The organism is Streptomyces fradiae ATCC 10745 = DSM 40063 (assembly GCF_008704425.1).
Taxonomy (GTDB): domain Bacteria; phylum Actinomycetota; class Actinomycetes; order Streptomycetales; family Streptomycetaceae; genus Streptomyces; species Streptomyces fradiae.
In genome coordinates, this window is record NZ_CP023696.1 from 5,513,403 (window position 1) to 5,537,841 (window position 24,439).

A 24,439-nucleotide genomic window follows, 5' to 3' on the forward strand; every position below is an offset into this window, starting at 1 on the left:
GGTCTCCGGTGGCGGGCCGGGTCGGGCCGCGCGGGGCACGGGTCGGGTGCCGGACGTACCGGGTGACCGGCCGCTGCCCCGCGGGAGGTGTCACGGGTGGGCAGACGGGGCCGGGCCGGAGGTGGAGGCGGGAGCGGAGGTGGAGGCGGGAACGGGGGCGGGGGCGGGAGTGGAGGCGGGGGTGGTGAGGCGGTCGAGTGCCGCGGCGGCCAGCGCGGCGACGGCGGGGCGCAGGGCGCCGGAGACGTGGGGGGCGAAGCGGGGCGAGTGGTTGGGGTGCGGCGGCGGGGCGCCGGGCGCGGCCGCCGCCCGCCACTCCTCCGGCCCGGTGACGCCCAGCATCCAGTAGACCAGCGGCACCCCGCGGTGCCCGTGGAGTTCGGCCCCGGCGTCCCCGAACAGCGCGAAGTCCTCCGCCGCCATCGACCCCGGCCAGGTCAGGACCCGCGCCGCTCCCAGCAGTTGTTCGTGGGCGCGCCGGACCGGGGCCGTCGCGTCCGGGTCGCAGCGCAGGGCCGCCGAGCGGGACACCACGGTCACCTCCGGGTCGCGGGGCGCGCCCGCCGCCGCGCTCTCGGCGCGCACGACACGGCGTACCGCCGCCAGCGCACGGTCCAGTGACGCCTCGGACGAGGCGCGGACGCCGACGCCCAGCTCGGCGCGGTCCGGGATGACGTTGGGCGCCGTGCCCGCGTGGAGCGTGCCCACCGTCACGGTCACCTGGTCGGCCGGCGCGGTCTCGCGGGCGACCACGGCCTGGAGGCGCATGACGACGGCCGCCGCCGCCACGACCGGATCCACCGCCAGGTGCGGGGTCGCGGCGTGGCCGCCCCGGCCGTGCAGCACCACGTCGAGCACGGCGCCCGCCGCGGCCATCGGCACCCGGCCGTCCGTGTGCGCCACGGTGCCGGCCGGCAGCGGCGCGGCGTGCTGGGCCAGTACGGCGCCGGGGCGGCCGAACCGCTCGTACAGCCCGTCGCGCAGCATCGCCTCCGCGCCCGCCAGCGTCTCCTCGGCCGGCTGCCCCACCACGACGAGCGTGCCCCGCCACCGGTCGGCCAGGCCCGCCAGCAGCTGTGCCGCACCGGCCGCCGCCGCCAGGTGCAGGTCGTGGCCGCACGCGTGCATCGCGCCGTTCCCGCTGGCGTACGGCAGCCCGGTGTCCTCCCGTACGGGCAGGGCGTCCAGCTCCGCCCGCAGCCAGACGCTCGGGCCGTCGCCGTTGCGCAGGACGCCGACCACGCCGTGGCCGCCCACCCCGCGCGTGACGTGGCAGCCCGCCGCCTCCAGCCGTACGGCGAACCGTTCCGCCGTACGGGCCTCCTGCCCGGACACCTCCGGGTGCGCGTGCAGGTCCAGGTACAGCGCGAGGGCCGGGCGCAGCACCTCCCCGGCACGGGCCAGGAGTTCTCGCGTGGCGGTCGAGGGGCCGGCGGGGGAGGAAGGGCGCATCGGCGGACTCCGGGGAGAGGCTGCGGGGAGGGCGCGGGGCCCACGGGGAGGGCCGCCCCGAGGGGCACGGGAACGGACGGCGGTACGGGACGACCGGTGGGGACGGCGGTACGGGACGACCGGTCGGGACGGCGGTACGGGACGGCGGTACGGGACCACCGGTCGGGACGGCGGGGTGGACGACCGGTCGGGACGCCCCGGCGGGACGACCGATCAGGACGGCGGCCGACTGGTCGGGACGACCCGGCGGGACGACGCGACCAGACGCCCCCGGGCGCTACGGGAACGGATGCGGCGCCCGGTTCACCTCGGCCTCCGTCAGGTCGCGCTCCCGGTGGCCGCCGCGCCGCAGGGCCGTGCGCAGACGGGGCATGAGCAGGGCCCGCTGCCGGTTCCACCCGAAGTCGATCGGCAGCAGCCCTGGCACCACCGTGCTCACCGTGCGCAGGCCCATCCGCTCCTGCTCCGGCGACGTCTGGTCGACCACGATGACGTCGTGGCCCGCCCGGACCAGCTCGTCCCGCACGGCCAGCAGGTCGTCCCGCAGGTCGCCGGTGCGGGGGCGGCCGTGCTCCTCCCACTCCCGGTACACCTCGCCGAAGGGGCGCGGATCGGACGGCTCCAGCCAGGCGCGCGCGTGGCGGGCCATGCGCGGCAGCCCGTACAGCTGCGGATGGTCCTTCAGGTGCCGCACGAGGGAGAAGTCGTCGGCCATGGCCTCCAGTTCGGCACGGCGTTCGGCGGTCTGCCGGGCCAGGTGCGGGATGTAGCTGAGCACCTCGGACAGCGCCCCCTCGACCGCCGCCCTCGGGTCCAGGGACGCGGCGGCGGCGAAGGAGAGCGTGCCGGGGCCGCCGTCGCGGCGCACGCCGACCACGGTCACCGCCGGGATCGCCAGGTCGATCCGGTTGTCGAAGACGTGCACGTCGTACCCCTGGAGGGCGGCCCGCTCGACCATGGCGGCGGCCGTGGCGCCGCCCACCGTCGCCGGGTCGACGCGGGGCAGCCGGGCGCCCCCGTACCAGGCGTTCAGGAACGCGTCGCGCTCCACCAGTTCGAGGAGGCCGCCCAGGACCGCCTCCTCCAGGCAGCCGCCGATGGCGCAGCCGTTGGAGCACTCGAAGACGAAGGCGTCCCCGGCCGTCGGGATGCTGTAGTACACCAGCCGCGACGGCACGAGCACCGGCCGCTCGTCCCGCAGCGACCACCCCCACTCCCAGGGGATGGGGCGGGCGGGGTCGAACGGCTCCACGTGCGGGTCGTCCCGGTACGTCCGAGGGTCGTACAGGCCGCACACCGCCGGGTCGACGGCGTCGGCCGCCAGCTCCCGGTACGAGCCGACGACCGGGGCGGTGCCGCCCCGCCGGTGGGTGCCGGCGTACCGCTCCAGGCCCTCCAGGAACGCCAGCCGCCGGCTCGTCGCGAACGCGTTCTCCTGGCCGCTCCACGTCACGTCGTGCAGCCCCGCGTACCCCCGGACGAACGCGCTGCCCGCCACCGGCGCCGTCGTGGACGAGGTGACGTCCGTCCACGTGCCCGCCCCCAGGGCCCCGCACACCGGGTTGGCGAGGGCGTCGGTGGGCAGCGGGTAGGCGAACGCCGAGCGCAGCCGGTAGCGGTCCGGGTCCGGCTTGGGGCGGGCCGCCGGGGTCAGCGGCGCCACCTGGGACCGCTCCGGCGCCCGCGCGCGGGGCCCGCAGTCCGGGCAGAGCGGGTCGGCGAGCAGCGGATACGTCCGCAATCGCAGGTTCCGCAGGTCCAGGCGGGTCACCTGGGGCAGCGCCCGGTCCGCCGGGTCCTCGGCGGGCGGCACCGGCCGGGGCCCGCGCAGCACGGCCTCGCACAGCGCGGCGACCGTGTCCCGGGCGTGACCGGTCAGCAGCGGCCAGCCGCCCGCCGGGCGGGGTCCCGCGGGGCCGCCGGTCTCCAGGGCGTTGCGCTCGCTGCGGCTGCGCAGCCGCTGCCACCGCACGGCGAGGCAGCGCCCGCACGCGGGCGCGGTGCCGTCGCCGCCCCACGGGCCGATGAGCACCGCCGAGGCGGTGACGTGGACGAGCGCCGCCGGCCGGCCGGCCGCCCACGGGTCGGGCGCGCCGGCGTCCCCGCCCTGCGCGCCGACCGCGCCGACCGGCACCACCAGCGGGGCGGCGTCGCCGAAGCGGCCGTCCAGCACGGCCTGGAGGGCGTCGCGGGCCTCCGCCATCGGATGCGGGGGCGGGGGCTTGCGGCCCGTCGCGGTCGTCGCGGTCGTCGCGGCGGTCATGAGGTCTTCGTCCAGCGGAAGACGCGCGCCGCGACCGCCCCGAAGAGGACCGCGAACACGACCAGGCCGGCGCAGCCCGTGCCGATGTCGCCGAGGTCGCCCCGGCCCACCAGCGCCGCCGACACCGCGTCGTTGAGATAGCGCAGCGGCAGCACCATCGACAGCTTCTGCAGCCACTCCGGCATGGCGTCGAGCGGGAAGAACGACCCCGACAGGAACGCCATCGGCAGCATCAGGAAGTTGGCGATGCCCGCGACCGACTCGGGGGTGTCCGCGACACTGCCGATGATCACGCCGAGGAGCAGGAAGGTGGTGATGCCCAGGACCAGCACCGGGACGAGCAGCGGCCACCGCGAGTCGGGCACCAGGCCGAAGCCGGGCATCATCGCCACGCCCACGAACAGCACCGACTGCACCAGCCCGACGCCCAGCGCGAGGACGTACCGGGAGCCGATCACCGCCGACAGCGGCGCGGGCGACATGCGGATCATCCGCAGGATGTCGTCCGAGCGCCACTGCATCAGCGTGAACCCGATCCCGAAGACGGCGGCGTTCGCGACGCCCCAGGAGAGCACGCCCGCCGCCGTGTACGACAGGTACGAGAAGCCGCTCTCCTCCACGTCCCGGCCCCGGAACACCAGCCCGAAGACGACGAGGAAGATCAGCGGGAAGGCGAAGGTGAAGAAGACGGTCGTCTTGTCCCGGACCTGGGCCCGGAAACCGGCCGCCGTCAGCGCGGTGTAGGCGCTCATGCCTGCTGCTCCTGGTTCTCCTCGGCGGTGTCCGCCCGCCGGCCGGTGATGTCGAGGTACACGTCTTCGAGACTGGGCGTGCGGGTCTGCACCCCGTCCAGGCCCGCCACGGCGTCGAGCGCCGCCAGCACCCGCCCGGTGGCGCGGGTCTCCAGGACCAGGTGCCCGCCCCGTACGGAGACGGCCTCCACGCCGGGGAGCGCCGCCGCACGCTCCTCGTCGATCCGGCCCAGCGGCACCAGCAGCCGGCTCGTCGCGCCGAACGTGCCGATGAGGTGCTGCGGTTCGTCCGTCACGACCAGCCGGCCGGCGACCAGGATGGCGACCCGGTCGCAGAGCGCCTCCGCCTCGTCCAGGTGGTGCGTCGTGTACACGATGGTCCTGCCCTGCTCCTTCAGGCCGCGCAGCACCTCCCACAGGTCGCGGCGGCCCTCCGTGTCCAGCGCGGCCGTCGGCTCGTCCAGGAAGATCAGCTCCGGGCCGTGGACCAGCGCGGAGGCGATGGCGAGCCGCTGCCGCTGGCCGCCCGAGAGGTCGTCGACGCGGACGTCGTGCCGCCCGCCGAGGCCGACCGCGTCGAGGGTGGCGTCGACGGCCGCGGACTCGGCGCCGAACAGCGCGGCGACGGTGCGCAGGTGCTCGTGGACGGTCTGCCGCACGAAGAAGGCGGAGGACTGGGTCTGCACGCCCATGCGGGGCAGCAGCGCGGTGTTGCGCGGCCAGGGCGCCTCGCCGAAGACGGCGACGGAGCCGGAGTCCGCCTTGCGCAGGCCCTCCATGATCTCCACCAGGGTGGACTTCCCCGCCCCGTTGGGGCCGAGCAGCCCGAAGAACTCGCCGCGCCGGACGTCCAGGGAGACCCCGTCGACGGCCTTCCGGCCGCCGTAGCTCTTGGTCACGTCGCGGACGCTGACGGCCGCCTGCGCCGGTCGCGCGGCGCTGTCCTCGGTGGGGGAGGGGGAGCTCATACGGGTACCTCGTTCATGAGTGTGCGTGATCCTTCGGGGTCGGGGTCGGGGTCGGGGTCGGGGGTCGGGGGTCGGGTCGGAGGTGGGGCCGGAGGCCGGGGGGCGTGGTCCGGGCCGGGGTCGGGCCGGAGGCCGGGGGCGTGGGGGCCGGTGCGGGGCCGGGGCGTCACAGGAGCAGCAGGAGGACGACGGCCGTGCACGTGCCGCCCGCCGCGAGCAGCACCAGGGACGCGGCCGTGACGGCGTACCCCGTGTAGAGGCGGCGGGCGCGCGGCGGGTACGCGGCCACGGCGTCCCGCCCGCGCCTGCGCAGCGCCAGGTACGTCCGGGTCTCCGGCGCCAGGTTGGCGGCGCCCAGCGTGTGGCCGAGCATGCGGTAGCCGTCCAGCGGCGGCAGCGGGACCAGGTTGCTCAGCGCCTGCACGATCCCGACGAACAGCATCCCGGTGAGCGGCGGGCGGACGGGGTCGGCCGGGTCCAGCAGCGCCCACCACAGCGCGAGGGGCAGCAGCAGGAGCAGGTTGGCGTACGCCCCCGCCGCCGCCACCACCAGTTTCGCCCGCAACCCCGGCAGGAACAGGTAGTTGTCGACCGTGCAGTACATCATCATCGCGGGGAACCGCCACCGCAGCCCGATCTCCGTCACCACCCCGCCGTAGTGCCGGGCGGCGACGCCGTGGGCCAGTTCGTGCAGGCAGACGCTGCACCACAGGAACACCGCGAACGGCACCAGCAGCAGCGGGCGGGTCAGCAGCTCCAGCGTCCCGTCGAGCAGCGCCCCGGGATCGGCCGCCAGGGCGGCGACCATCACCACCACGGCCGCCACCAGCGGGATCTGGGCCCACGGGCGCAGCAGCGGGCGCAGCGCCCGGTACAGGCGGCCGGTGGTGGCGTGCGCGTCGGCGACCGTCCGGCGGCTGCCCTTCCAGAACGTGCCGGTACGGGCCGGGGGCGGGGCCGGCGGCGCCGGGTCCGGGGAGCCGGCCAGCAGCCCCCGCGCCCCGAGCAGGCCGAGCAGCCGGGTCCACTGCTCCTCGGACAGCCTGCGCCGGAACCGCGCCGCGTACGCGGACACCACGTCGTCCATGTCCCGGGTGCCGTCGAGCAGGCCGAGGACGAAGTGCTCCTTGGTGCCCACCTCGAACGCGGCGCCGCTGACCGGGTGCTTGACGAGGTGGACCGTGCGCGGGCCGCGCAGCAGGGGCGGGCTGACCCGTACGCCGGGGCGGAGGGCCGGCCGGTAGGCGCGCATGGCCCCCGCCCGGCCGGCGCCCGCCGTGCCGTCGGTGGCGTCCGCCCGGCCGGCGCCCGCCGTGCCCTCGGGTGCGCCCGTGCGGTCCGGGGCGCCCGTGTGGTCGGTGGTGCTCACGAGGCGGCCCGCCCCGCGTCGCCCGCCGGTTCGGCCCGCCCCGCGTCGCCCGCCGGTTCGCGCAGGACGCGGCCCAGGACGAAGGCGAGGTACGCCTCGTCCCGGATCGTCACGTGCAGCCGGTTGTTCGTCATGTGCATGTACGGCGAGAGCAGCCGGGGCAGCACCGCGGGGGCGTGGGTGACGGTCACCAGCGGCGCCGCGTCCGGGTCGGCGGCCCGCTCCTGGCCGGTGTCCTCGCGGGCCGGGCCGTCCCAGGCCGGGAAGGCCAGCTCACCGCGCTCGGTGAGGTCCACCACCCGGCCGCGCAGCTCCAGGCAGTGCTCGGCCCAGCGCCGCAGGAACGGCGGCAGCCGCGTCAGGTCGCCGCTCCCCACGGCCCGCCGCAGCGCCGCGAACCGCGCGCCGAGCGAGGGCGCCATCTGCGCGTAGGAGCGCTCGTACTCCGTGGAGCCGATGAAGTCGGTGCCGGGGAACAGCCGGTGCCAGAAGGCGTAGTAGGAGTCGAGGTAGTCCGCGAGCCGCTCCTCCTCCGGCAGGAAGCAGCTCGCCATCACCATCATGAGCTGGGCGGAGGTCCCCAGCAGCACCGTCCGCAGGTGCAGATTCATGCTCCGGTACGCCTCCAGGACCAGGTCGCTGGAGTGCCGGAAGTGCCATTCGGCCAGCTCCACCCCGGCCGGGCCGCCGTACTTGGCGTACTCGGGGGCGTAGACCTCGTACGAGAAGGAGTTGTTCGGCCGCAGCCTCATCCGGCCGTCGGCGCCGGTGTACCGGGCGCGGTCCTCGCCGGGGAACTCGATGTCGAACAGGGCGTTGTAGAAGTCCTTGAGGAAGCCAGAGTCGACCTGGTACAGCGCCGGCCGGGTCTTCAGGAAGGCGCCCACCGCCTCCTCGGCGCGGCGGCGCACCTCCGCCTCCGCGCCGGGCCCGCTCGGCCGCAGCCGCAGCCGCACGTGGGGGCCCTCCAGCCAGTAGTTGATGAAGAAGTAGCCGGATATCAGCCCGTCCTCGGTGAGCCGGTCGACCAGCGGGCGGACGCAGTTGACCAGCAGCGGCTGCGGGTTGGCGGCGTAGAAGACGTGCAGCGCCAGCCAGGGCGCGGGCGCCGCCCCGGCGGGTGCGGGCCGGGCGGCGGCGGGCTCGGTCAGTTCGGGCATGACGGGGTGTCCTCCGGTTCGGCCGGCGCGGCGGGGCGGGTGGTGAAGGTCTCCACGGCGAGCTCGGCGACGTGCCGGCCGCGCGGCGAGGTGAGGTGCAGCCCGTCCTCGGCGGGGAGCATCTCCCGGAAGGTGACGCGGGTGCCGGGCTCCCGCTCCACCAGGGCGTCGAACGCGGACAGGCACAGCGGGCTGTCGAAGTCGACGTACACCGGCTTGGCCCCGACCGGGCCCCGGCGCGGGCCCGCGGCCGTGGCGAAGCACCGGTCGGGCAGGCCGTGGGCCCGCCGCCAGCGCTGCCAGTCCAGGAAGTATTCCGCGTCCCCGGCGCCGGGGCGCCGGGACGGCAGCGACTCGGCGGCAGCGGTCCAGCTGCGCCGGCTCACCACCACGTTCCCGTGCCGGACCCGCGGCCTGCGGGCCACCCCGCCCCGCGCGCCGTCCTCCGGGACGCCCGCCCACACGTCGAACGGCGCCATGGTGCTGGGGGAGAGGAGCAGCAGGGTGCGGGAGATCGCGGGGAGCGCGATCGGCACGAGATAGCCCAGGTAGACCGGGACCACCTCGCGGCCGAGCCGGCGGGAGCGGAGCACCAGCCGGTTCTCCCGCTCGTCGTGCTCGACGTACAGGTCGTCCAGGTGGATGCGCGCCTCCTCGGGCACGCCGCTGGTCTCGCCGGGACAGACGATCTGGTGGCCGGTGAGGCGGCCGTGCAGGTTGAGGTTGCTGGTGACCGGGCCGCCGGTGACCTCCGCGAAGACGGCGCCCTCCGGGGCGCGGGCGGCGATCTCCTCGCGCAGGGCGTCGGAGAGTCCGGGCGGGGCGGGGCGCTCGGGCACGGTGGCGCGGCCGGGCGCGGCGGGGGCGTCCGGCCCGGCGGGGATGCCGGGCGCGACCGGCGCGGGGTCGTCGTAGAGGTGGGTGAACCGGCTGAAGGGGAAGGCGAGTCCGCCGTACGACTTGTTCAGCACGACCAGCGGGGGGCCGTCCGGCGGACGGGAGAGCTGGAGGTGGTGGCTCTGCGGGGTGAAGCCGCCCATGAGGGGGGCCAGTTCCCGCGCCGCCCCGGCCAGCAGGCCGGCCGGCAGCTCGATCTCCTCGGCGGCCCCCGGCGCGTCGGCACCGCCGGGCCGGGCGCCCGCGCGGCGGTCCGGGCCGCCCGCGACGTCCGGGCCCCGCGGGCTGTCCGGGCCGCCCGCGCCGCCCGCGCCGCTCCCACCGGGCGGCGCCTCTTCGTGGCGCCGCCACAGTTCCCGCATGCCCTCGTGGAAGAGGCGGCGGGCCCGGTCCAGGGCCTTCATCTCGTCCTGCCCCAGCCAGTTCTCCTCCGGCACGTACGCCCCGTCCGCGTCGAACGGCGCCCGCTTGGACGTGAACGACACGTACTGGTCGAAGAAGTCCTCGTGGAAGTCGTGGACCAGGCCCAGCAGGTCGTCGCAGCGCCCGCCGCGCCCGTAGCGCGCGACGAAGAAGCCCAGCAGCGCGATCCGCTGCGGCAGCGTCAGGTCGAACAGCGGCAGCACGCCCTCGACCGCCCGCAGCGCCCGCCCCGTCTCCCCGCCCAGCACGCCGGACCCGCACACCAGGCCCTCGCCCACGCTGACGTCCTCGTACACCAGCGTCTGCGGCAGCGCGGGCTCGGCGGCGCCCAGTTCCCGCTGGGCGTCCAGCAGCCGGGCGCGCAGATCCGCCAGCAGGGCGCGGCGCTCGGCGACGCCGGCCCCCGGGTAGCGGTCCAGGAGGCCGGCCGGGCCGTCCAGCAGCCCCGCCAGCCGGTCCGCCCACGGCGCGCCGACGGACCGCAGGGCGTCCTGGTAGGAGCGCAGCGGGTCGCGGCTGTGCACGTCCGTGCGGAGCGACGGCACCTGCACCAGGCCGAGGTCGAGCAGCGCCGACGCGTACCGCTCGCAGTCCTCCGGTACGGCGCCGTGCTCGGCCCGCAGCCAGTCGACCAGGTCCCGGTGGCGCACCGGGGCCTCCTGGCCGCCGAGCCACTCCAGGAGCCGCTCCAGGGTGCCGCTGCCGCGCAGGAAGAACAGCCGGTCGCGGACCGCGTCGAAGGTGACCGCCGCGCTGTCGTCGCCCGCCGTCGTGAGGTGGCGCACGTAGCGGACGCGGTCGGCGTCGCGTGCCCAGCCGGGCGAGAGGATCACCGGCAGGTCCCGGCGGAGCGCGGGGTCGGCCAGGATCAGCTCGGTGAGGCGGGCCAGGACGACCACGTTGAGCCGGACCCGGCTCACCCACGCGTCGCCGACGCCCAGGGCGGCGGCGTCGCGCCGGGCGCCCGCCGCCGGGGTGTCGGCCGCGCCGTCCGCCGCGGTGCCGTCCTGCGTGGTGCTGCCCGGCGTGGTGCCGTCCGGCGTGGCGCCGTCGAAGGTGCCGAGGCCGATGCCGGTGAGCGTGCTGAAGGGGCTGGTCTTGCAGGCCGTGCGGTACACGTAGGTGAGCGCGGCACGCTCGATCTTGCGCAGGCGGTTGCCGGGGCGCGGGGAGGTGTCGCGCAGGTACGTGTCCAGGCGGCCGTCCAGTGCCGGTGAGGCGAGCAGCAGGCCGAGGCGCAGCCGGTCGTCGGCCAGCACCCCGCGCAGCGCGCGGCGGCTGCCGCCCAGTTCGCGGGCGAGCAGGTCGGCCCCGCCGGCCCGCAGCTCCTCCAGCGCGGCCCGGTCGCGCAGCCACCGGGCGGTGTCCTCGCCGGCCCGCGCGTCCAGCCCGCCCACCAGGCGCACGGCGGCCTCGGGGTCGGCGGGGAGGCGGTTGTTGAAGACCTGCCGCCGCAGGGCGAGCAGCGCGCGGCGGGCGGCGGCGCCCCCGTCCTCCTCCCCAGAGCCCTCCACCGGGGACGGGTCGGCGGCGATGGTCGCCTTCACCAGGGTGTGCAGCCGGTCGCTGAGAGCCGCCCCGGCCGCGGTCAGCCGCTCCTCCTCGGCCAGTACCGCGTCGGCCCAGCGGCGGGCGCCGGGGCAGCGCAGGCCGTGCACCGCCTCGACGGGCAGGCCGGCCGCGCGGAGCACGAAGCGGCGGCCGGGCTCCCATCCGGCCGCGTGCGGCGGCCCGGCGGCGGGCGGTCCGGCGGCGGGCACGGCGGCCGGTCCGGCGGCGGGGTCCGTCCCGCTCGTCGGTGGCGCCGGTGTCGCCGGTGGCGCCGGTGGCGCCGGTGTCGTCGACTTCGGCGTCGGTGGTGTCGGTGTCATCGGTGGCGTCGGTGTCATCGGGAAGTCCTCTGCGGCCGTCAGGCGATCTCGTGGCGGAAGTCGGCTGGCCCCGGCCGTTCGTGACCGAGCGCCATGATGAGCAGCGGGGCCTCGTCGCCGTCCGCCAGGCCGAGCCGCTCGACGTACGAGACGTTGTCGAAGCCCAGCGCCACCCCGGCCCCCAGGCCCAGGGCGGACGCGGCCACGTACAAGGTCTGCGCGACGGCTCCGGCCGTGCCGACGGCGAGCCGGTAGCCGCGGTCGCCGAGGGCGTCCAGGACGGCGGTGGTCCGCACGGTCGGCACCAGGACCGCGCCGGCCTGTTCGAGGTTGTAGTTGGCCAGGAAGTAGTTCTCCTGGAGGAAGGCCCCCTGCGGGCCGGGTGCGACCAGGCGCAGGTCGCCGCGGTCCGGGTCGTACGCGTACGCCCCCGGCTCCACGCCCTCCACGTGGGTGACGAACGCGTAGACGCGGGCCAGCCGGACCTCGCCGGCCGGGTCGGTGTCCCCGCCCAGCCGGGTCGCGGCGCAGGCGGCGAGGACCGCCGACAGGTCGCCGGCGCCGATCGGGCGGCGGGCGTCGAACCGCCCGAAGCTGGAGCGGCGGGCGCGCAGCGCGGAGCGGACGCCCCCGCCGGGGAACACCGGCTCGGGCAGGGCCGCGCGGACGCCGCCCGCCTCCACGGGGAGCGCCGCGGCGGCGGCCAGCGCACCGGGGGCCGGCCGGTCGGCGGCGCCCTCCAGGGTCGCCGCGTGCATCGCGCGCAGCGCGTCGAAGTCCAGGAGGGTGCGGGAGCGCTCCACGTCCCGGTGGCGGGCGCGCGGCCGGTGGCGCGGCACCGCGCCCGCGGCGGCGGAGGCGCCGGGAGCACCCGCGGCGCCCGGAGCACCCCCGGCGCCCGAGGCGATCGGAGCGCCCGCGACCTCGGCGCCCGCCCGGCGCACCGGGGCCGCGCCGTCCCAGCGCAGCGGCACGACGGCGAAGACCGCCTCCTCCTCGCCGGGCACGCCGAGCAGTCCGTTCAGCCGGGGCTCGTCGAACCAGAGCACCGGGGCGACGGACAGGCCCCGCCCGGCGGCCCAGATCCGCCACGTCTGCACCAGGGTGCCCACGTCGGTGGAGACCACGTGGAAGGAGAAGCTGTTGTACTTGAAGCTGTTCTGCCAGTACTTGACGCCGAGGATCAGGTACTGGTCGGTGTCCAGCGCCTCCGGGGGCGCGTCCGGGCCCAGGGCCTCCCGGACCAGGCCGGTGACGTCCCCGGCGAGCAGCCGCTGGAGGGCGTGCCGGTGCACGTCGTAGTAGTGCAGGCCCGGCGTGAGGGGGCCGGACGGGCCGGACGCCCAGTGGACGCTCACCGGGTAGAGCCCGCCGCCGCCCGCCGTGCCGCGCGACCAGTTGGCGTGGGTGTAGAACGGCAGGCCGGGCAGGTCGGTGTTGGCCTGGACGCCCAGGCGCCGCCCGGTCAGCCCGTACGAGTCCCGGAGCATCGCCGACAGCAGGGTCAGGCTGAACCCCCCGGCCGCGCCCGCGCCCTCGCGGCCCCCGGCCCCGCCGTCCGCGGCCGCCCCCGCGGTCCCGGCCGCGTCCAGGAGGCCCGGAGCGACCGGGGCGTCGGCGAGGTCCTCGGTGCCGGGCAGCGCGAAGGTCTCGGCGTCCGGGTGGAACTTCCCCTTGCGGGGGGCGTCGGCCCAGTTCACGACATGGTCGGTGGGCTCCATCGGGACGCGGCCGCGGTGCAGGATGGCGTGCGCGTACTCATGGGCGTACCCCATGGGGTCCCCCTTTCCTCGGGTCTCGGTTCCCGGGCCCGGCACACGAAGGCGCGCCGGGGTCGGGCGGGTCGGGCGGTCGGGCGGGTCGGACGGGTCGGGCGGTCCGGCGGGCGGCCGGGCAGCCGGGTGGGCGGCCGGGCGGACGCACGGCCGGGCGGCCCCGCGGTCAAGGGAACGGGTGCGGGCCGGGGTTGAGGTCCGCCTCCGCCAGGTCGTCCGGCCGCAGGCCCGCCTCGCGCAGCGCCGTGCGCATCCGGGGCATCCGCCGGGCGCGCTGCCGCGTCCAGCCGAAGTCGAGCGGCAGCAGGCCGGGCACCAGCACCTTCACCGTGTGCAGGCCCAGGGCGCGCTGCTCGGGTGCCGTCTGGTCGACGACGACCACGTCGAACCCGGCCGAGGTCACCGCCTCCACCGCGCCGAGCAGGTCGTCCCGCACGTCGGGGGCGGAGCCGTCGGCGCGGTCCCACCGCAGGTCGGCCACGCCCAGCGGCGCGGGCGGCGAGGGCCTGCGCAGCAGGAAGTCGGCGTAGCGGCCCATCTCGGGCACCGCGTAGACCAGCGGGTGGTCGTGCAGGCTGGTGATCCTCCGGTGGTCCTCGGCCATCGCGCGGTACTCCGCCTCGTTCCGCCGGAACCGCTGGAGGAGCTGCACCGAGTCGGTGGCGATCTCGCACAGGGCCGCGGCGAGCGCCGCCTCCGGGTCGAGGGAGGCCCCCGCGCCGAAGCACATCCGGGCGGCGCCGCCGTCGAACCGCTCGGCGACCCCGGTGACCACCGGCACCGGGAAGGTGATCCGGGTGTCGAAGAACCGCGCCCGGTACCCGTACAGGGCCATCCGCTCCACCATCGCCATGGTGCGGGGGTCGGCGCTGGTCGCCGGGTCGATCTCGCGCAGCGGCTGCCTCCCGTGCCAGGCGAGCAGGAACGCGTCCCGCTCCAGCACCTCCATCAGGCCGCTGAGCACGGCCTCCTCCAGACTCCCGCCGGACGCGCAGCCGTTGGAGCTCTCCTGCACGAACCGGTGCTCGATGCCGGGCTTGTGGTAGTAGGCGAGGATCTCCGGCACGGGGCGGGGCCGCGCGTCGCGCAGCGACCAGCCCCATACCCACGGGACGACCCGGTCCGGGGTGAACGGCGGTACCCACGGGTTGGCCCGGTGGAAGGCGTCGTCGTACAGCCCGGTCTCGCGCGGGTCCACGGCCGCCGGCCCCAGCTCCTCCAGGGAGGCGTGCAGCGTGACGGCCCGCCCCCGCGCGCGCATGCCGCTGAACCGCTCGAGGCCCTCCAGGATGCCGACGAGGGTGCTCGCCCGGTACGTGTCGGCGTGGCCGCCCCAGAAGGTCTCCCGCAGGTAGTCGCCGGAGCGGCTGGAGAAGCAGCCCACCGTGGCGGAGGTGGTCGGCGAGGTCACGTCGCACACCACCGACGGACCCACGGCGCCCCAGTGCGGGTTGGCGAAGGCGTCCACCCGCAGCCCGTACGCGTCGACCGGCCGCACGCGGGCGGCGCCCGGCCGGTGCTTGGGCGCGGGCCGCAGGTCGAGGGCGGCCGACTCCGGCGTCACCGGCTCCGGTACGCCGCACCCGGGGCAGTCCGGCTCGGGCACCAGCGGATGATGGCGGACCGTCAGGTGCTCCAGGTCGACCAGCCACACGTCGGGGAACGGGTCCAGTACGCCGCTTCGGGGCGCGGCGGCGACGCGCGCGACCAGGGCGGCGACGGCCTGCGCGGCGAAGGGCACGCGGTACGGCCACGGCCCCGCCTCCCGGGTGCCGCCGCGCAGCTCCAGCCCCTCGCGCAGGGCGACCGAGCGCACGCCCTGCCAGCGCCGCCGCAGGCACCCGGCGCACCCGGCGCTCCGGCCGCCGCCGCCCGCGCCACCGGCGGGCGGCCACGGTCCGACCACCGCCTGACGGCCGTACAGGTGCACGGGCAGCGCGGGACGCGCGTCTCCGGCGACGGGCGGCGACGCGCCCTCGGCGGGAGCGGCGAACGCGTCGCGCACCCCGAGGGCGGAGACGGTGACGCGGGGGAGCGGTCCGCCCTCCCCGGCCGGCAGCTCGGCCAGGGCACGGCGCAGCTCCGCGGCGAACCGCCGGCACGCCTCGGCACGCGGCTCCCCGTCACGGACGTCGGCGTCGACACGCGCGGCCGCGTCCAGGAGCGCCGTGCCGGTCCGGTCAGCGGTCATCGCCGGCCGCCTTCGTGAGCAGGACCCGTACGGTGTGCATCCCGGCGGCCGGGAGGTCGGCGCCGTGCGTGGGGACGACGAGGGCGTCCCGCCCGGCGGCGGCCAGCCGCTCCAGCACCTCCGTCCAGGTCACCGGCGCGTCGGGCGAGGACCCGGGGCCGCAGACGCCCGGGTCCGCGACACCGCCCGGGTCCGTGGTACCGCCCGGGGCCGTGGCACCGCCCGGGTCCGTGACCCCGTCCCGGTCCGTGACCGGGATCAGCGCCGCGTCCAGGTCGGCCAGCAGCGGGTCGCCGGTGTCGGGTGCGCCGAGCACGCCCTCCTCGGCGAGCTGGACCGTGCCGAGCAGGTCGCGCAGGGCGTCGACGGCGGCGGCCGTCCGCTCCAGGGCCGCGCCGACCGCCCAGCGCACCGGCTCGTCCGCCGCCGTGTCCCGCGCCGTGGTCCTGGCCAGGACGACCCACGCCCCGGAGCGGTCCGCCTCGCCGAGGTCGAGCAGTTCGACGCCGACGCCCATGTGCCCGGCCGACCGCAGCAGGAACGTCGCCTCCGGGTCGTCGCCGAAGGCGTCCGGCGGGATCGGGGACGTCCGCCCGGCGCCCCGCACGGACCGCCGCAGCGCGTCGTGGGCCAGCGCGGACAGCAGTCCGGCCGCCGCGGCCTCCGGCAGGCCGCCGCCCGCGCCGCGCCCCGCGCGGGACGGCTCGAACCGGCGGTCCTGGTTGTCCGGGCCGAAGGGCCGCACGGCGCCGGCCGGCACCCGCACCTCCTCCTTGGTGACCAGCGACGTGGCCACCACCCAGGACGCGACCGGGTCGCCCCCCGCTCCGGTGGCGGTGGCCAGCAGCTCCGGGTCCACCCGCGGCAGCGGATCCCGCCCGGCCGCGCCGGACTCCGCGCCGGACTCCGGGGCGGGTCCGCCCGGCCCGGCGGGCACGACGCGCTCGGCGTACAGCGCGGCGGCGGCGTCCAGGGCCCGCAGCCGGGCGCCCGCCGTGTGGTGGACGTCGAACGCGGCGACGGTACGGGTCCCGGCCGCGCCCAGCGCGACCTCGACGGCGCCGACCTTCAGCGGGGTCTGGGTGACCGGCTCGTCCGCGTAGCGGGTGAAGACCCCGACGGACGGCCGCAGCGCGAGCGAGCGGCGGTCGAGCTCGGCGAGCGGCCCGTCGGTCGCCGGGTCGTCCGGCGCCGCCGCCACGACGGGCCGGAAGGCGGGCCGCTCCGGGGCGGCCGACAGGTCGACGGGCTCCGCGGGAGCGGGCCGGGTGCGGCAGAACGGGCAGCGCGGATGCGGCAGCAGCCGCTCCGCGAGCACGTCGAAGGACGCCATGTCCTGGAGGAGCACCTGCCCGCGGGTCTCGGCCGGCAGCGCCCCGGTGGCCAGCCGGAACACCTCGTACCCGAGGAGGTTGCCGAGCATCGCGGCGAGCGGGCCGCGCGGTACGGGGCCGGCGGCGCCGCCCAGCGCGAGGCCGCTCCACAGGTCGGCCGCCACCGCCGCGTCGCCGGTCGCGCCGAGCCGCAGCGCCGCGCAGGCCAGGCAGGCGCCGGAGTCCGGGCCGCTCACCGGCCCGACCACGGCCCGGCCCCCGAAGGTCCAGGCGGGAAGCAGCAGCCTGCCCTCGGGGACGCCCTGGCGGAGCAGGCGGTACGCGGTCCCGAACGCGTCGCGGCCCCCCGCGGCGACGACCACCCCGTACCCCTCGTAGGCGCCCCAGCCCCCGGCGCCCGCGGCCCAGCCGCTCGTGGTTTCGGCACCGGCGCCGGACCCCCCGACCGTCCCGGCCCTGGCCCCCGGCAGCACCACGACCTCGGTGCGGGCGCCCCGCGCCGTCAGCTCGGCGGCTTCCCGCCTCAGCGTGCCGAACTGCTCCTCGGCCCCCGGCCCTTCGGCGGCCGCGGCCTCCAGCCCGACGCGGGCGCAGCCGTTGCGGACCAGGGAGAGCGCGCACCACCGGGCGACCGGCCCGTCGCCGAGCACCGCGACGGCGGTGTCCCGGTAGGCGGCGAACCTGCGCTCCGCGTCGTCGGCGTAGTGGTCGACGTACGCGATCTGCTCGGCGAAGACGGCGGCGACCGCCGGATCCACGGACGGCCCCCGGCCCGGCTCGGCGGGGTCCGGCACGGGCCGGGCGAACCCGCGGGCGTAGAGCGCCTTCACGAGGCCGCCCACCATCGCCTTCTGCGGGTCCTTGAACCCGGCGCAGATCTCCGCCACGGTCCGGCTGCCGTCCAGGTGCGGCACGATGAGGGTGGCGAACCGGTAGGCGGACGGGGAGCTGAGCTGGAAGCCGCCGTCGGCGTTGTGGAAGATCACGCCGCCCGGCGTCTCGGTGAACAGCACGTCGCGGCGCACCCTGGGCCGGGTGTGCGCGGTCTCCTCGTACGGCGTGGTGGGCATGCGGGGGTCGCACCTCCGGGTCGGGGCCTGGTGGGCCGCTCGGGTCTCAACGGGCTTGTGGCGGTGGGGCGTCGGCGGCTTCGGCGGCGGCCGGGCCGGGTTCGCCCCGGCCGGTGACGGCGGCGCCCGGGTGGGCGTGCCGCCGCGCGGCGGGGCGCGGGGTCAGACCGCGCCGGACGGCAGCGCGTGCCGGGCCGGGGCGGCGGCCCCGCCGGCGGTCCGCGGGAGGCCGCCGGGGCGGGCGGTCCCGCGCAGCGCGTGGGCGCGGTAGAGCGGGTTCATCCGGAGGACGCCGGGCCGTTCCTCGTCCAGGAGCCCGGTGTCGAGGAGCCGTTCCAGCAGTTCCTCGGCGTGCGTCTCGGGCAGGGAGAGGGCGGTCGCCGCGGCCGGCGCGGTGATCGGCCCGCTCAGCCGCGCCAGGCGCAGGTGCGCGTCGGCCAGCGGGGCGGGAAGCCGGGCCAGGGCCCCGTCGAGCGCCTGCGGTACGGACATCCGGGGGTCGTCGGGCAGCGCCAGCCGGCCCGGCAGGTCCCGGCCGAGCCAGGCGGCGTGGTCCGCGAGGCCGAGCCGGGGCCGGGTCAGCAGCCGGGCCGCGACGATCCGCAGGGCCAGCGGGACGTGCCCGCACATGTCGGCCAGCGTCCGGACGGCCTCGGGCTCGCCCGCCGCCCGCTCGGCCCCGAGCACGGCGGTGAGCAGGGCGTACGACTCCTGCGGGGGCAGGGCGCCCAGCTGCACCACGGCCGGCCCGTGCGTGGCGACCAGGGCGGCGAGCCCCATGCGGCTGGTCACGACGAAGGCGCCGCACCCGGCCAGGTCGAGCAGCCCGCGTACCTGGTCGGGGTGGACGACGTCGTCGAGGATCACCAGGCACCGGCCGCGGGCGGTACCGGAGGGCAGGGCGGAGAGCAGTTCCCCGGCGGCCTCGTCGGCGCGGCGGGGCGTCCCGTCGGCCCGGGTCAGCGGCAGCAGCAGCCCGCCGCCGGGGAACCGGTCGGCGACGAGCCGCGCGGCGTGCAGGGCCAGCGCGGTCTTGCCCATGCCGGGCCCTCCGGAGACCACGGCGACCGGCGCGGCGGAGCCCGGCCGGCCCGCCTCCCCCCGGCCGCCGCCCGTCAGGTGCGCCACCAGGGCGGCGGTCTCACGGGCCCGGCCGGTGAAGCCGGGCACGCGGGGCAGCCGGGACGACCCCGGCCCACCACCCGCCCCCGGTATGGAGGCCCCCGCCCCGGAAGCCCCGGGCCCGTCACCGACCGGCGCGGCCTCGACCGGCCCGGCACCGACCGATTCCGGACCACCCGGACCGGCCCCGTCCGTACCCGTCCCGTCCGTACCGGCCGCGCTCGTACGGAGAGCACCCGCATCGGGAGTGTCCGCATGGCAAGCACCCGGCGCGCGCGGACCCACGGCGGCGCCAGGCGCGCCGCCCGGCGACGCGGCGAACGGACGAGCACCCGGGCCGGTACCCGGCCAGGGCTCTGCCGTGGGAGCACCGGCCGAGACCGGGCGCATGCCCTCGGGCACCGGGGGCCCCGGCGGCACCGAGCCCCCCGACGGGGCACCGCCCCGCTCCGGCGGCACGGGCGCCGCGCCCCCGGGGCCGTCGACGACGGCCCCGGAAGACGGCGCCGGCCGCCCACCTCCCGCGCCCGCCGCGCCCGCCCCGCCCACCGCGCCGGCGGTGAGCCGGACGGTCCCGGCGACCGGGCCGCGCGGTTCGTCACCGCGCAGGATGGCCAGTTCGAGACTCTGCAGCTCGGCGCCGGGGTCCACGCCGAGCTCGTCGCGCAGATGCTCGCGTACCCTCCGGTACTCGGCCAGCGCCTCGGTCTGCCGCCCCACCCGGTACAGGGCCCGCATCAACTGCGCGGCGAGGCCCTCGTGGTGCGGGTGGGTCCGGGTGGCCTCCCAGAGGTCGACCAGGACCTCGCGGCACCGCCCGCGGGCGAGCTGGATCTCGCACAGGCGCTCCAGCGCCCGCAGCCGCTCCTCGACCAGCCGGGGCACCTCGTCGCGGTGGAGGATCTCGGAGGGGACGTTGGTGAGCAGGGGACCCCGCCACAGCCCGAGCGCCGTGCGCAGCAGGGGGAGTTCGTTCTCGCCGGCCCCGGCGGCCTCCGACACCAGGCGGCGGAAGTGCAGCAGGTCCAGGGTGTCGCCGTCGGCCGGGACGCGGTAGCCCCCGGCGACCGCGACCACCGCCTGCTCCTCGATGTCGTACTTCGCGAAGAGGCGGCGCAGCCGCAGGACGCAGCTCTGCAGGGCCGCCTTCGCCGTCGCGGGCTGCTCCTCGCCCCACACGGCCCGGCGGAGGCGGTCGGTGGGGACGACCTCGCCGGGGCGGACGAGGAGGGCGGCCAGCAGGGACGTGGGCTTGGCCGGCGGGAGGACGACCACGTCCCGTCCGTCGGTGATGCTGAGCGGTCCGAGTAGCTGGAAACGCACCGAGAAAATCCCCCGTTGGCCTTCGACACTCGCCGTGGTGGGCGCCACGGCGCCACGCCACCTCCGGCGAAGCGGTCTCCCGTGGCCGTGTCCGCCCCGCAGGGCGGCGGCGCACGCAGGAATCCGGCCTTCGCCCGTCGGTGCGGGCAGGATGAGGCACGCGCGAACCCGTTCTCACGGGTCCGTTGGTCTTGCGGCTGAGGTGAGTGTCTACTGGCGTAGAGCGGTGGTCAAGGGGGGACGACGGAGGCCCGGAGAGGCGAAGTCAGGCCACTGGTAAGGACGTTGTCCGAAAGCCGTACGGCATCGCCACAGGTCAGGGCACGGTCCCCGCGGCCGCCGGCGGGCCGCGCGACGACCCCCGCAACGCGAGGTTTCCCCCGCGCTGCCCCAGAATTCACTCCCGTCCCATGCGTAACAGAGCGACGTGCCGCGGCCGGGATGGGCCTACACAAGCGCCCGGTCCGTCCGCCCTTGGCAGGGGGACGAACCGGGCGGGTGCGCTCCGGTGCCGGCGTCAGGCCGAGCAGGAGGTGGTGCTGCAGGTGGAGCTGGACGTCGAGGTGGAGCTGGTGCTGGTGCACCCGGCCAGCACGACCTCGCTGGCGTCCGAGTAGTCGGAGATCTCGAAGGTCTCGGCCTCGAGCTCGAGGATCTCGTCCGCGAGGGTGCTCAGGTCCTTGTTCATGGGGCCTCCCGTGGGTCGGGGCGGGCCGGTCCGGTCCGTGACCGGTGGCCGCGCCGTGGCTACGGGTCCATTCCAGCGGCCCCCGCTCACCGCTCGGCACGTCCGCCGCTGTCATCCCGCTGGCGCCTCGTGCCAGCGGGACGCGGGGCCGGGGGACGGGCGGTGCGGGCGGGTCGGGCGGCGGATCAGAGCTTGACGACCACCACGCGGTCGGCGCACAGCTTGCGCATGTCGTCCTCGTCGGACGTGAAGACCGTGACCGGGCCGCGCTGGCGCAGGGCGACGGCGGCCAGCGCCGCGTCGATCGCGTACTTGTGGCCGTGCAGGCCGGCGTCCTTGAGCAGGCCGGTCGCCTGCTGGGCGACCTCCTCGGTGACCGGCTCCACAGTGATCTTGGACAGCGCCCACTGCCACGCCGGGAGGTACCGGGTCGGGTCGTACGCCTCCACGAGCGTCATCGCGGTGGTCATGACGCGGATGCCGGAGCGGTCGGCGTGCCGCACGTAGGCGCCCATGCGCCGCTCTCCGCGCACCCATCGCGAAAGCCCCTCGCTGTCGAGTGCGAAGACGCGGTTCCCCCCGTTCACGCGGCCACCCGCTCCTCGTCGCAGGGGCTTCCCCCGGAGTGCCCGGCGGCGCTGGAGTGCTCGGCGGTGCCGGGGCGCCCGGCGGTTCCGGCGGGCTCGGGTGTGCCCTGGCCGGTGGCCTCGCGGTCGTCCGAGCGGTCAACCGCCCGCTCCTCGTGGCGCCGCTCCAGGTCCCGGTGCTCGGCCTCGACCTCGGCCAGCTCCGCCTCGGTGACCTCGCCGTACTCGGACTCCCACCACCGCACGGCCTCGTGCAGCCGGTCCCGCTCCCGTTGGCCCTCGATGGCGCGGGTCACGTAGCGGCTGAAGTTCCCGGAGCCGACCTCCGCACGGATGGCTTCGGCGAGCTCCTCGGGGAGCGTCACGGTGTACTTCTTGGTTGCCATACGTTCGACCATACCGACGCCGGAGCGGGGGGAGTGACCATCGGCGACTCCATCACCCGATCGTGTTCCGGTGTGCTCGCGCGGATGTACGGGCGGCGCTTCCGCGTACGGGGCGGATGCGGGTGCCGGGCGCCCTTGGTGATCGGTACGCCCTGTGCGGTTCGTTCGGCGGGCGCATGACGGGGCCGGGGGAGCCTACGGGAACCGGAGGTCCCCGGCGGGAGGGACCGTTGGGCCCCCGGCGGCCTGGTCTGTTCGGCCCTTCGGGGGGCCGGGGCGGGCCGCGAGCATGTGGGGCGGCCGGGTACGCGTCGCCTCCCCGTACGCGGACGCGTACCGGCCGTACCACACGCGCAGAAGGAAGGTCGGCCGTCCGGTGGACGAGGCACGCAGTGTTCAGGTGGAGACAGGGGAGCCGTCGCTCCCGGTCCGGGCCGGCGGGGAGGGCGCCGCACGGCCCTCATGGGTCTCGTGGCTCACCACGACCGACCACAAGCAGATCGGCACGCTCTATCTCGTCTCCTCGCTGGTCTTCTTCGTCATCGGCGGCGTCCTCGCCCTGCTGATACGCGCCGAACTGGCCCGGCCCGGCACGCAGATCATGTCGAACGAGCAGTTCAACCAGGCGTTCACGATGCACGGCTCGATCATGCTGCTGATCTTCGCCATGCCGCTGTTCACCGGGTTCGCCAACTGGATCATGCCGTTGCAGATCGGCGCGCCCGACGTGGCCTTCCCCCGGCTCAACATGCTGGCGTACTGGCTCTACCTGTTCGGCTCGCTGATCGCGGCCGGCGGCTTCCTCACCCCCGGCGGGGCGGCCGACTTCGGCTGGTTCCTCTACGCGCCGCTCTCGGACGCCATCCACTCGCCCGGCCTGGGCGCCGACCTGTGGATCATGGGTGTCGCGCTCTCCGGCTTCGGCTCCATCCTCGGCGCGGTCAACTTCATCACCACGATCATCTGCATGCGCGCCCCCGGCATGACGATGTTCCGGATGCCGATCTTCACCTGGAACGTGCTGCTCACGTCCCTGCTCGTGCTGATGGTCTTCCCGGTCCTCGCGGCGGCCCTCTTCGCGCTCGAGTGCGACCGCAAGTTCGGCTCGCACATCTTCGACCCGGCCACCGGCGGCGCGCTGCTGTGGCAGCACCTGTTCTGGTTCTTCGGCCATCCCGAGGTGTACATCCTGGCGCTGCCCTTCTTCGGGATCATCTCCGAGGTCGTCCCGGTCTTCAGCCGCAAGCCGATGTTCGGCTACATCGGCCTGGTCGCCGCGACCATCGCCATCGCCGGCCTCTCCGTGACGGTGTGGGCGCACCACATGTACGTCACCGGCGGTGTGCTGCTGCCGTTCTTCTCCTTCATGACCTTCCTCATCGCCGTGCCGACCGGTGTGAAGTTCTTCAACTGGATCGGCACCATGTGGAAGGGCTCCCTCTCCTTCGAGACCCCGATGCTGTGGGTCACCGGCTTCCTCGTCACCTTCGTCTTCGGCGGCCTGACCGGCGTCATCCTCGCCTCGCCGCCCATGGACTTCCACGTCTCCGACTCGTACTTCGTCGTCGCGCACTTCCACTACACGCTGTTCGGCACCGTCGTGTACGCGATGTTCGCCGGGTTCCACTTCTGGTGGCCCAAGTTCACCGGCAAGATGCTCGACGAGCGCCTCGGCAAGATCACCTTCTGGACCCTCACCGCCGGCTTCCACGCCACCTTCCTCGTCCAGCACTGGCTGGGCGCCGAGGGCATGCCCCGCCGGTACGCCGACTACCTCGCCGCCGACGGCTTCACCGCCCTCAACACGATCTCCACCATCGGATCGTTCCTGCTCGGCCTCTCCTTCCTGCCGTTCTTCTACAACGTCTGGAAGACGGCCCGGTACGGCGAGAAGGTCGAGGTCGACGACCCGTGGGGCTACGGCCGCTCCCTGGAGTGGGCCACCTCCTGCCCGCCGCCCCGCCACAACTTCCTCACCCTGCCGAGGATCCGCTCCGAGTCCCCGGCGTTCGACCTGCACCACCCCGGGATCGCCGAACTCGACCGGCTCCAGAACCGGCCGCACGAGACGGCGGCCCGCTGATGGCCGCCCAAGTCCTCGCCCTGGGCCTCGGCGCCGTGACCGCCTCCGGCTGCGTCTGGTACCTCCCCGCCCTCGCCGACCTGCGGGCCGGCGCCGACCGCCCGGTCTCCCGGCGCCTGTCCGCCGCCGCCTGCGTCACCGGGTGGGCCACGGCCGCCGCGACCGCCCTGCTCCTGCTCCTGGGCGTGCCCGCCCGGCCGCTGCTGGCCGTCGCCGCCGCCGGGGCCGGGGCGGCGATCGGCCTGCGGCTGCGGGCCGCCGTACGGCGGCGCCGGGAGGAACGGGAGGCCGCCGCCTGCTGGTCGGCCCTCCACGCCGCCCCGCCGCGCGCCGGGCACCGCCCCGCGCGGTACGCCTTCGCGCGCGGGCTCGGAGGCGGCCTGGCCCTCGCGCTGGCGGCGGCCCTGCTCCTGGCGTGGGGCCGCGCCCACGGGGTGAGCGCCCTGCTCGCCGTCGCGGCGCCCGTCGCCCTCGCCGGGTGCGCCCTCCTCGTGGCGGCGCTGCGCGCGGTGCCCGCACCGGCCGGGCGGGGCGGGGTCCGGGGGGTGCGGTGACCTCCGGGTGGGCGCGGTGCTTCGGGACGGGGCCGGGGCCGGGCGGGGGGTGACTGCCGGGGGCCGGGGGTGGTGGTCCTGCCGGACGCCGGGGGTGGGCGGGCTCCCGTCCGGGAGGGCGGCCCGTACGCATGCGGACCGGGGTCCGTCGCCGCCCTCCTCGGAGGCGAC

Annotated in this window: 16 protein-coding genes; 2 read left to right on the plus strand and 14 right to left on the minus strand. The window is 76.8% G+C overall.

Features of this window, described 5'->3' with window-relative positions:
• Positions 1–90: 90 nt before the first annotated feature.
• The 14 genes from CP974_RS24265 to CP974_RS31025 all read right to left on the minus strand — a co-directional run bounded on the left by CP974_RS24265 (position 91) and on the right by CP974_RS31025 (position 21,631).
• Complete coding sequence (locus tag CP974_RS24265; protein WP_150485860.1) at positions 91–1,452, minus strand: amidohydrolase; 1,362 nt, start codon at positions 1,450–1,452, stop codon at positions 91–93.
• A gap of 277 nt (positions 1,453–1,729) precedes the next feature.
• Positions 1,730–3,715: a TOMM precursor leader peptide-binding protein gene (locus CP974_RS24270; RefSeq protein ID WP_162887737.1), complete on the minus strand. Its 1,986-nt coding sequence runs from the start codon at positions 3,713–3,715 to the stop codon at positions 1,730–1,732.
• Positions 3,712–4,467: an ABC transporter permease gene (locus tag CP974_RS24275; RefSeq protein WP_031136255.1), complete on the minus strand. Its 756-nt coding sequence runs from the start codon at positions 4,465–4,467 to the stop codon at positions 3,712–3,714. Before CP974_RS24275 ends, CP974_RS24270 begins: the two co-directional genes overlap by 4 nt.
• Positions 4,464–5,435: an ABC transporter ATP-binding protein gene (locus CP974_RS24280; RefSeq protein WP_051840025.1), complete on the minus strand. Its 972-nt coding sequence runs from the start codon at positions 5,433–5,435 to the stop codon at positions 4,464–4,466. The genes CP974_RS24275 and CP974_RS24280 overlap by 4 nt, the downstream gene beginning before the upstream one ends.
• Before the next feature lie 166 nt (positions 5,436–5,601).
• Entirely contained in the window at positions 5,602–6,687 is a 1,086-nt protein-coding gene (locus CP974_RS24285; RefSeq protein WP_037936588.1) for a M50 family metallopeptidase, read from the minus strand.
• Between the two features lie 113 nt (positions 6,688–6,800).
• Positions 6,801–7,964 (minus strand): lantibiotic dehydratase C-terminal domain-containing protein, encoded by a 1,164-nt coding sequence (locus CP974_RS24290; protein WP_031128752.1) that lies wholly within the window; start codon positions 7,962–7,964, stop codon positions 6,801–6,803.
• Positions 7,952–11,044, minus strand: coding sequence for a lantibiotic dehydratase (locus CP974_RS24295; protein WP_051838951.1), 3,093 nt, complete (start codon positions 11,042–11,044; stop codon positions 7,952–7,954). Before CP974_RS24295 ends, CP974_RS24290 begins: the two co-directional genes overlap by 13 nt.
• 149 nt (positions 11,045–11,193) lie before the next feature.
• The gene (locus tag CP974_RS24300; RefSeq protein ID WP_031128750.1) at positions 11,194–12,930 is read right to left on the minus strand and encodes a nitroreductase family protein; all 1,737 of its coding nucleotides are present in this window, start codon (positions 12,928–12,930) and stop codon (positions 11,194–11,196) included.
• A 166-nt stretch (positions 12,931–13,096) separates the two neighbouring features.
• Positions 13,097–15,121: a TOMM precursor leader peptide-binding protein gene (locus CP974_RS24305; RefSeq protein ID WP_078915348.1), complete on the minus strand. Its 2,025-nt coding sequence runs from the start codon at positions 15,119–15,121 to the stop codon at positions 13,097–13,099.
• On the minus strand, positions 15,111–17,525 hold the full coding sequence (locus CP974_RS24310; protein WP_031128746.1) for a TOMM precursor leader peptide-binding protein: 2,415 nt from the start codon (positions 17,523–17,525) through the stop codon (positions 15,111–15,113). Before CP974_RS24310 ends, CP974_RS24305 begins: the two co-directional genes overlap by 11 nt.
• Before the next feature lie 162 nt (positions 17,526–17,687).
• Entirely contained in the window at positions 17,688–19,970 is a 2,283-nt protein-coding gene (locus CP974_RS30470; RefSeq protein WP_078915347.1) for an AfsR/SARP family transcriptional regulator, read from the minus strand.
• A 517-nt stretch (positions 19,971–20,487) separates the two neighbouring features.
• Complete coding sequence (locus CP974_RS24325) at positions 20,488–20,658, minus strand: thiazolylpeptide-type bacteriocin (RefSeq protein WP_031128743.1); 171 nt, start codon at positions 20,656–20,658, stop codon at positions 20,488–20,490.
• 185 nt (positions 20,659–20,843) lie between these two features.
• Entirely contained in the window at positions 20,844–21,245 is a 402-nt protein-coding gene (locus CP974_RS24330) for a hypothetical protein (RefSeq protein WP_031128741.1), read from the minus strand.
• Positions 21,242–21,631 carry a hypothetical protein gene (locus CP974_RS31025; protein WP_373276721.1) on the minus strand — a complete coding sequence of 130 codons (390 nt, stop codon included), beginning with the start codon at positions 21,629–21,631 and terminating at the stop codon, positions 21,242–21,244. The genes CP974_RS24330 and CP974_RS31025 overlap by 4 nt, the downstream gene beginning before the upstream one ends.
• A gap of 376 nt (positions 21,632–22,007) precedes the next feature.
• On the opposite strand from CP974_RS31025, the gene ctaD reads away from it, so the two are divergent.
• A complete protein-coding gene (gene ctaD / locus CP974_RS24340) occupies positions 22,008–23,714 on the plus strand; it encodes an aa3-type cytochrome oxidase subunit I (protein ID WP_078915349.1) in 1,707 nt (568 codons plus the stop codon).
• On the plus strand, positions 23,714–24,268 hold the full coding sequence (locus tag CP974_RS24345) for a hypothetical protein (RefSeq protein WP_031128738.1): 555 nt from the start codon (positions 23,714–23,716) through the stop codon (positions 24,266–24,268). Before ctaD ends, CP974_RS24345 begins: the two co-directional genes overlap by 1 nt.
• Positions 24,269–24,439 lie beyond the last annotated feature (171 nt).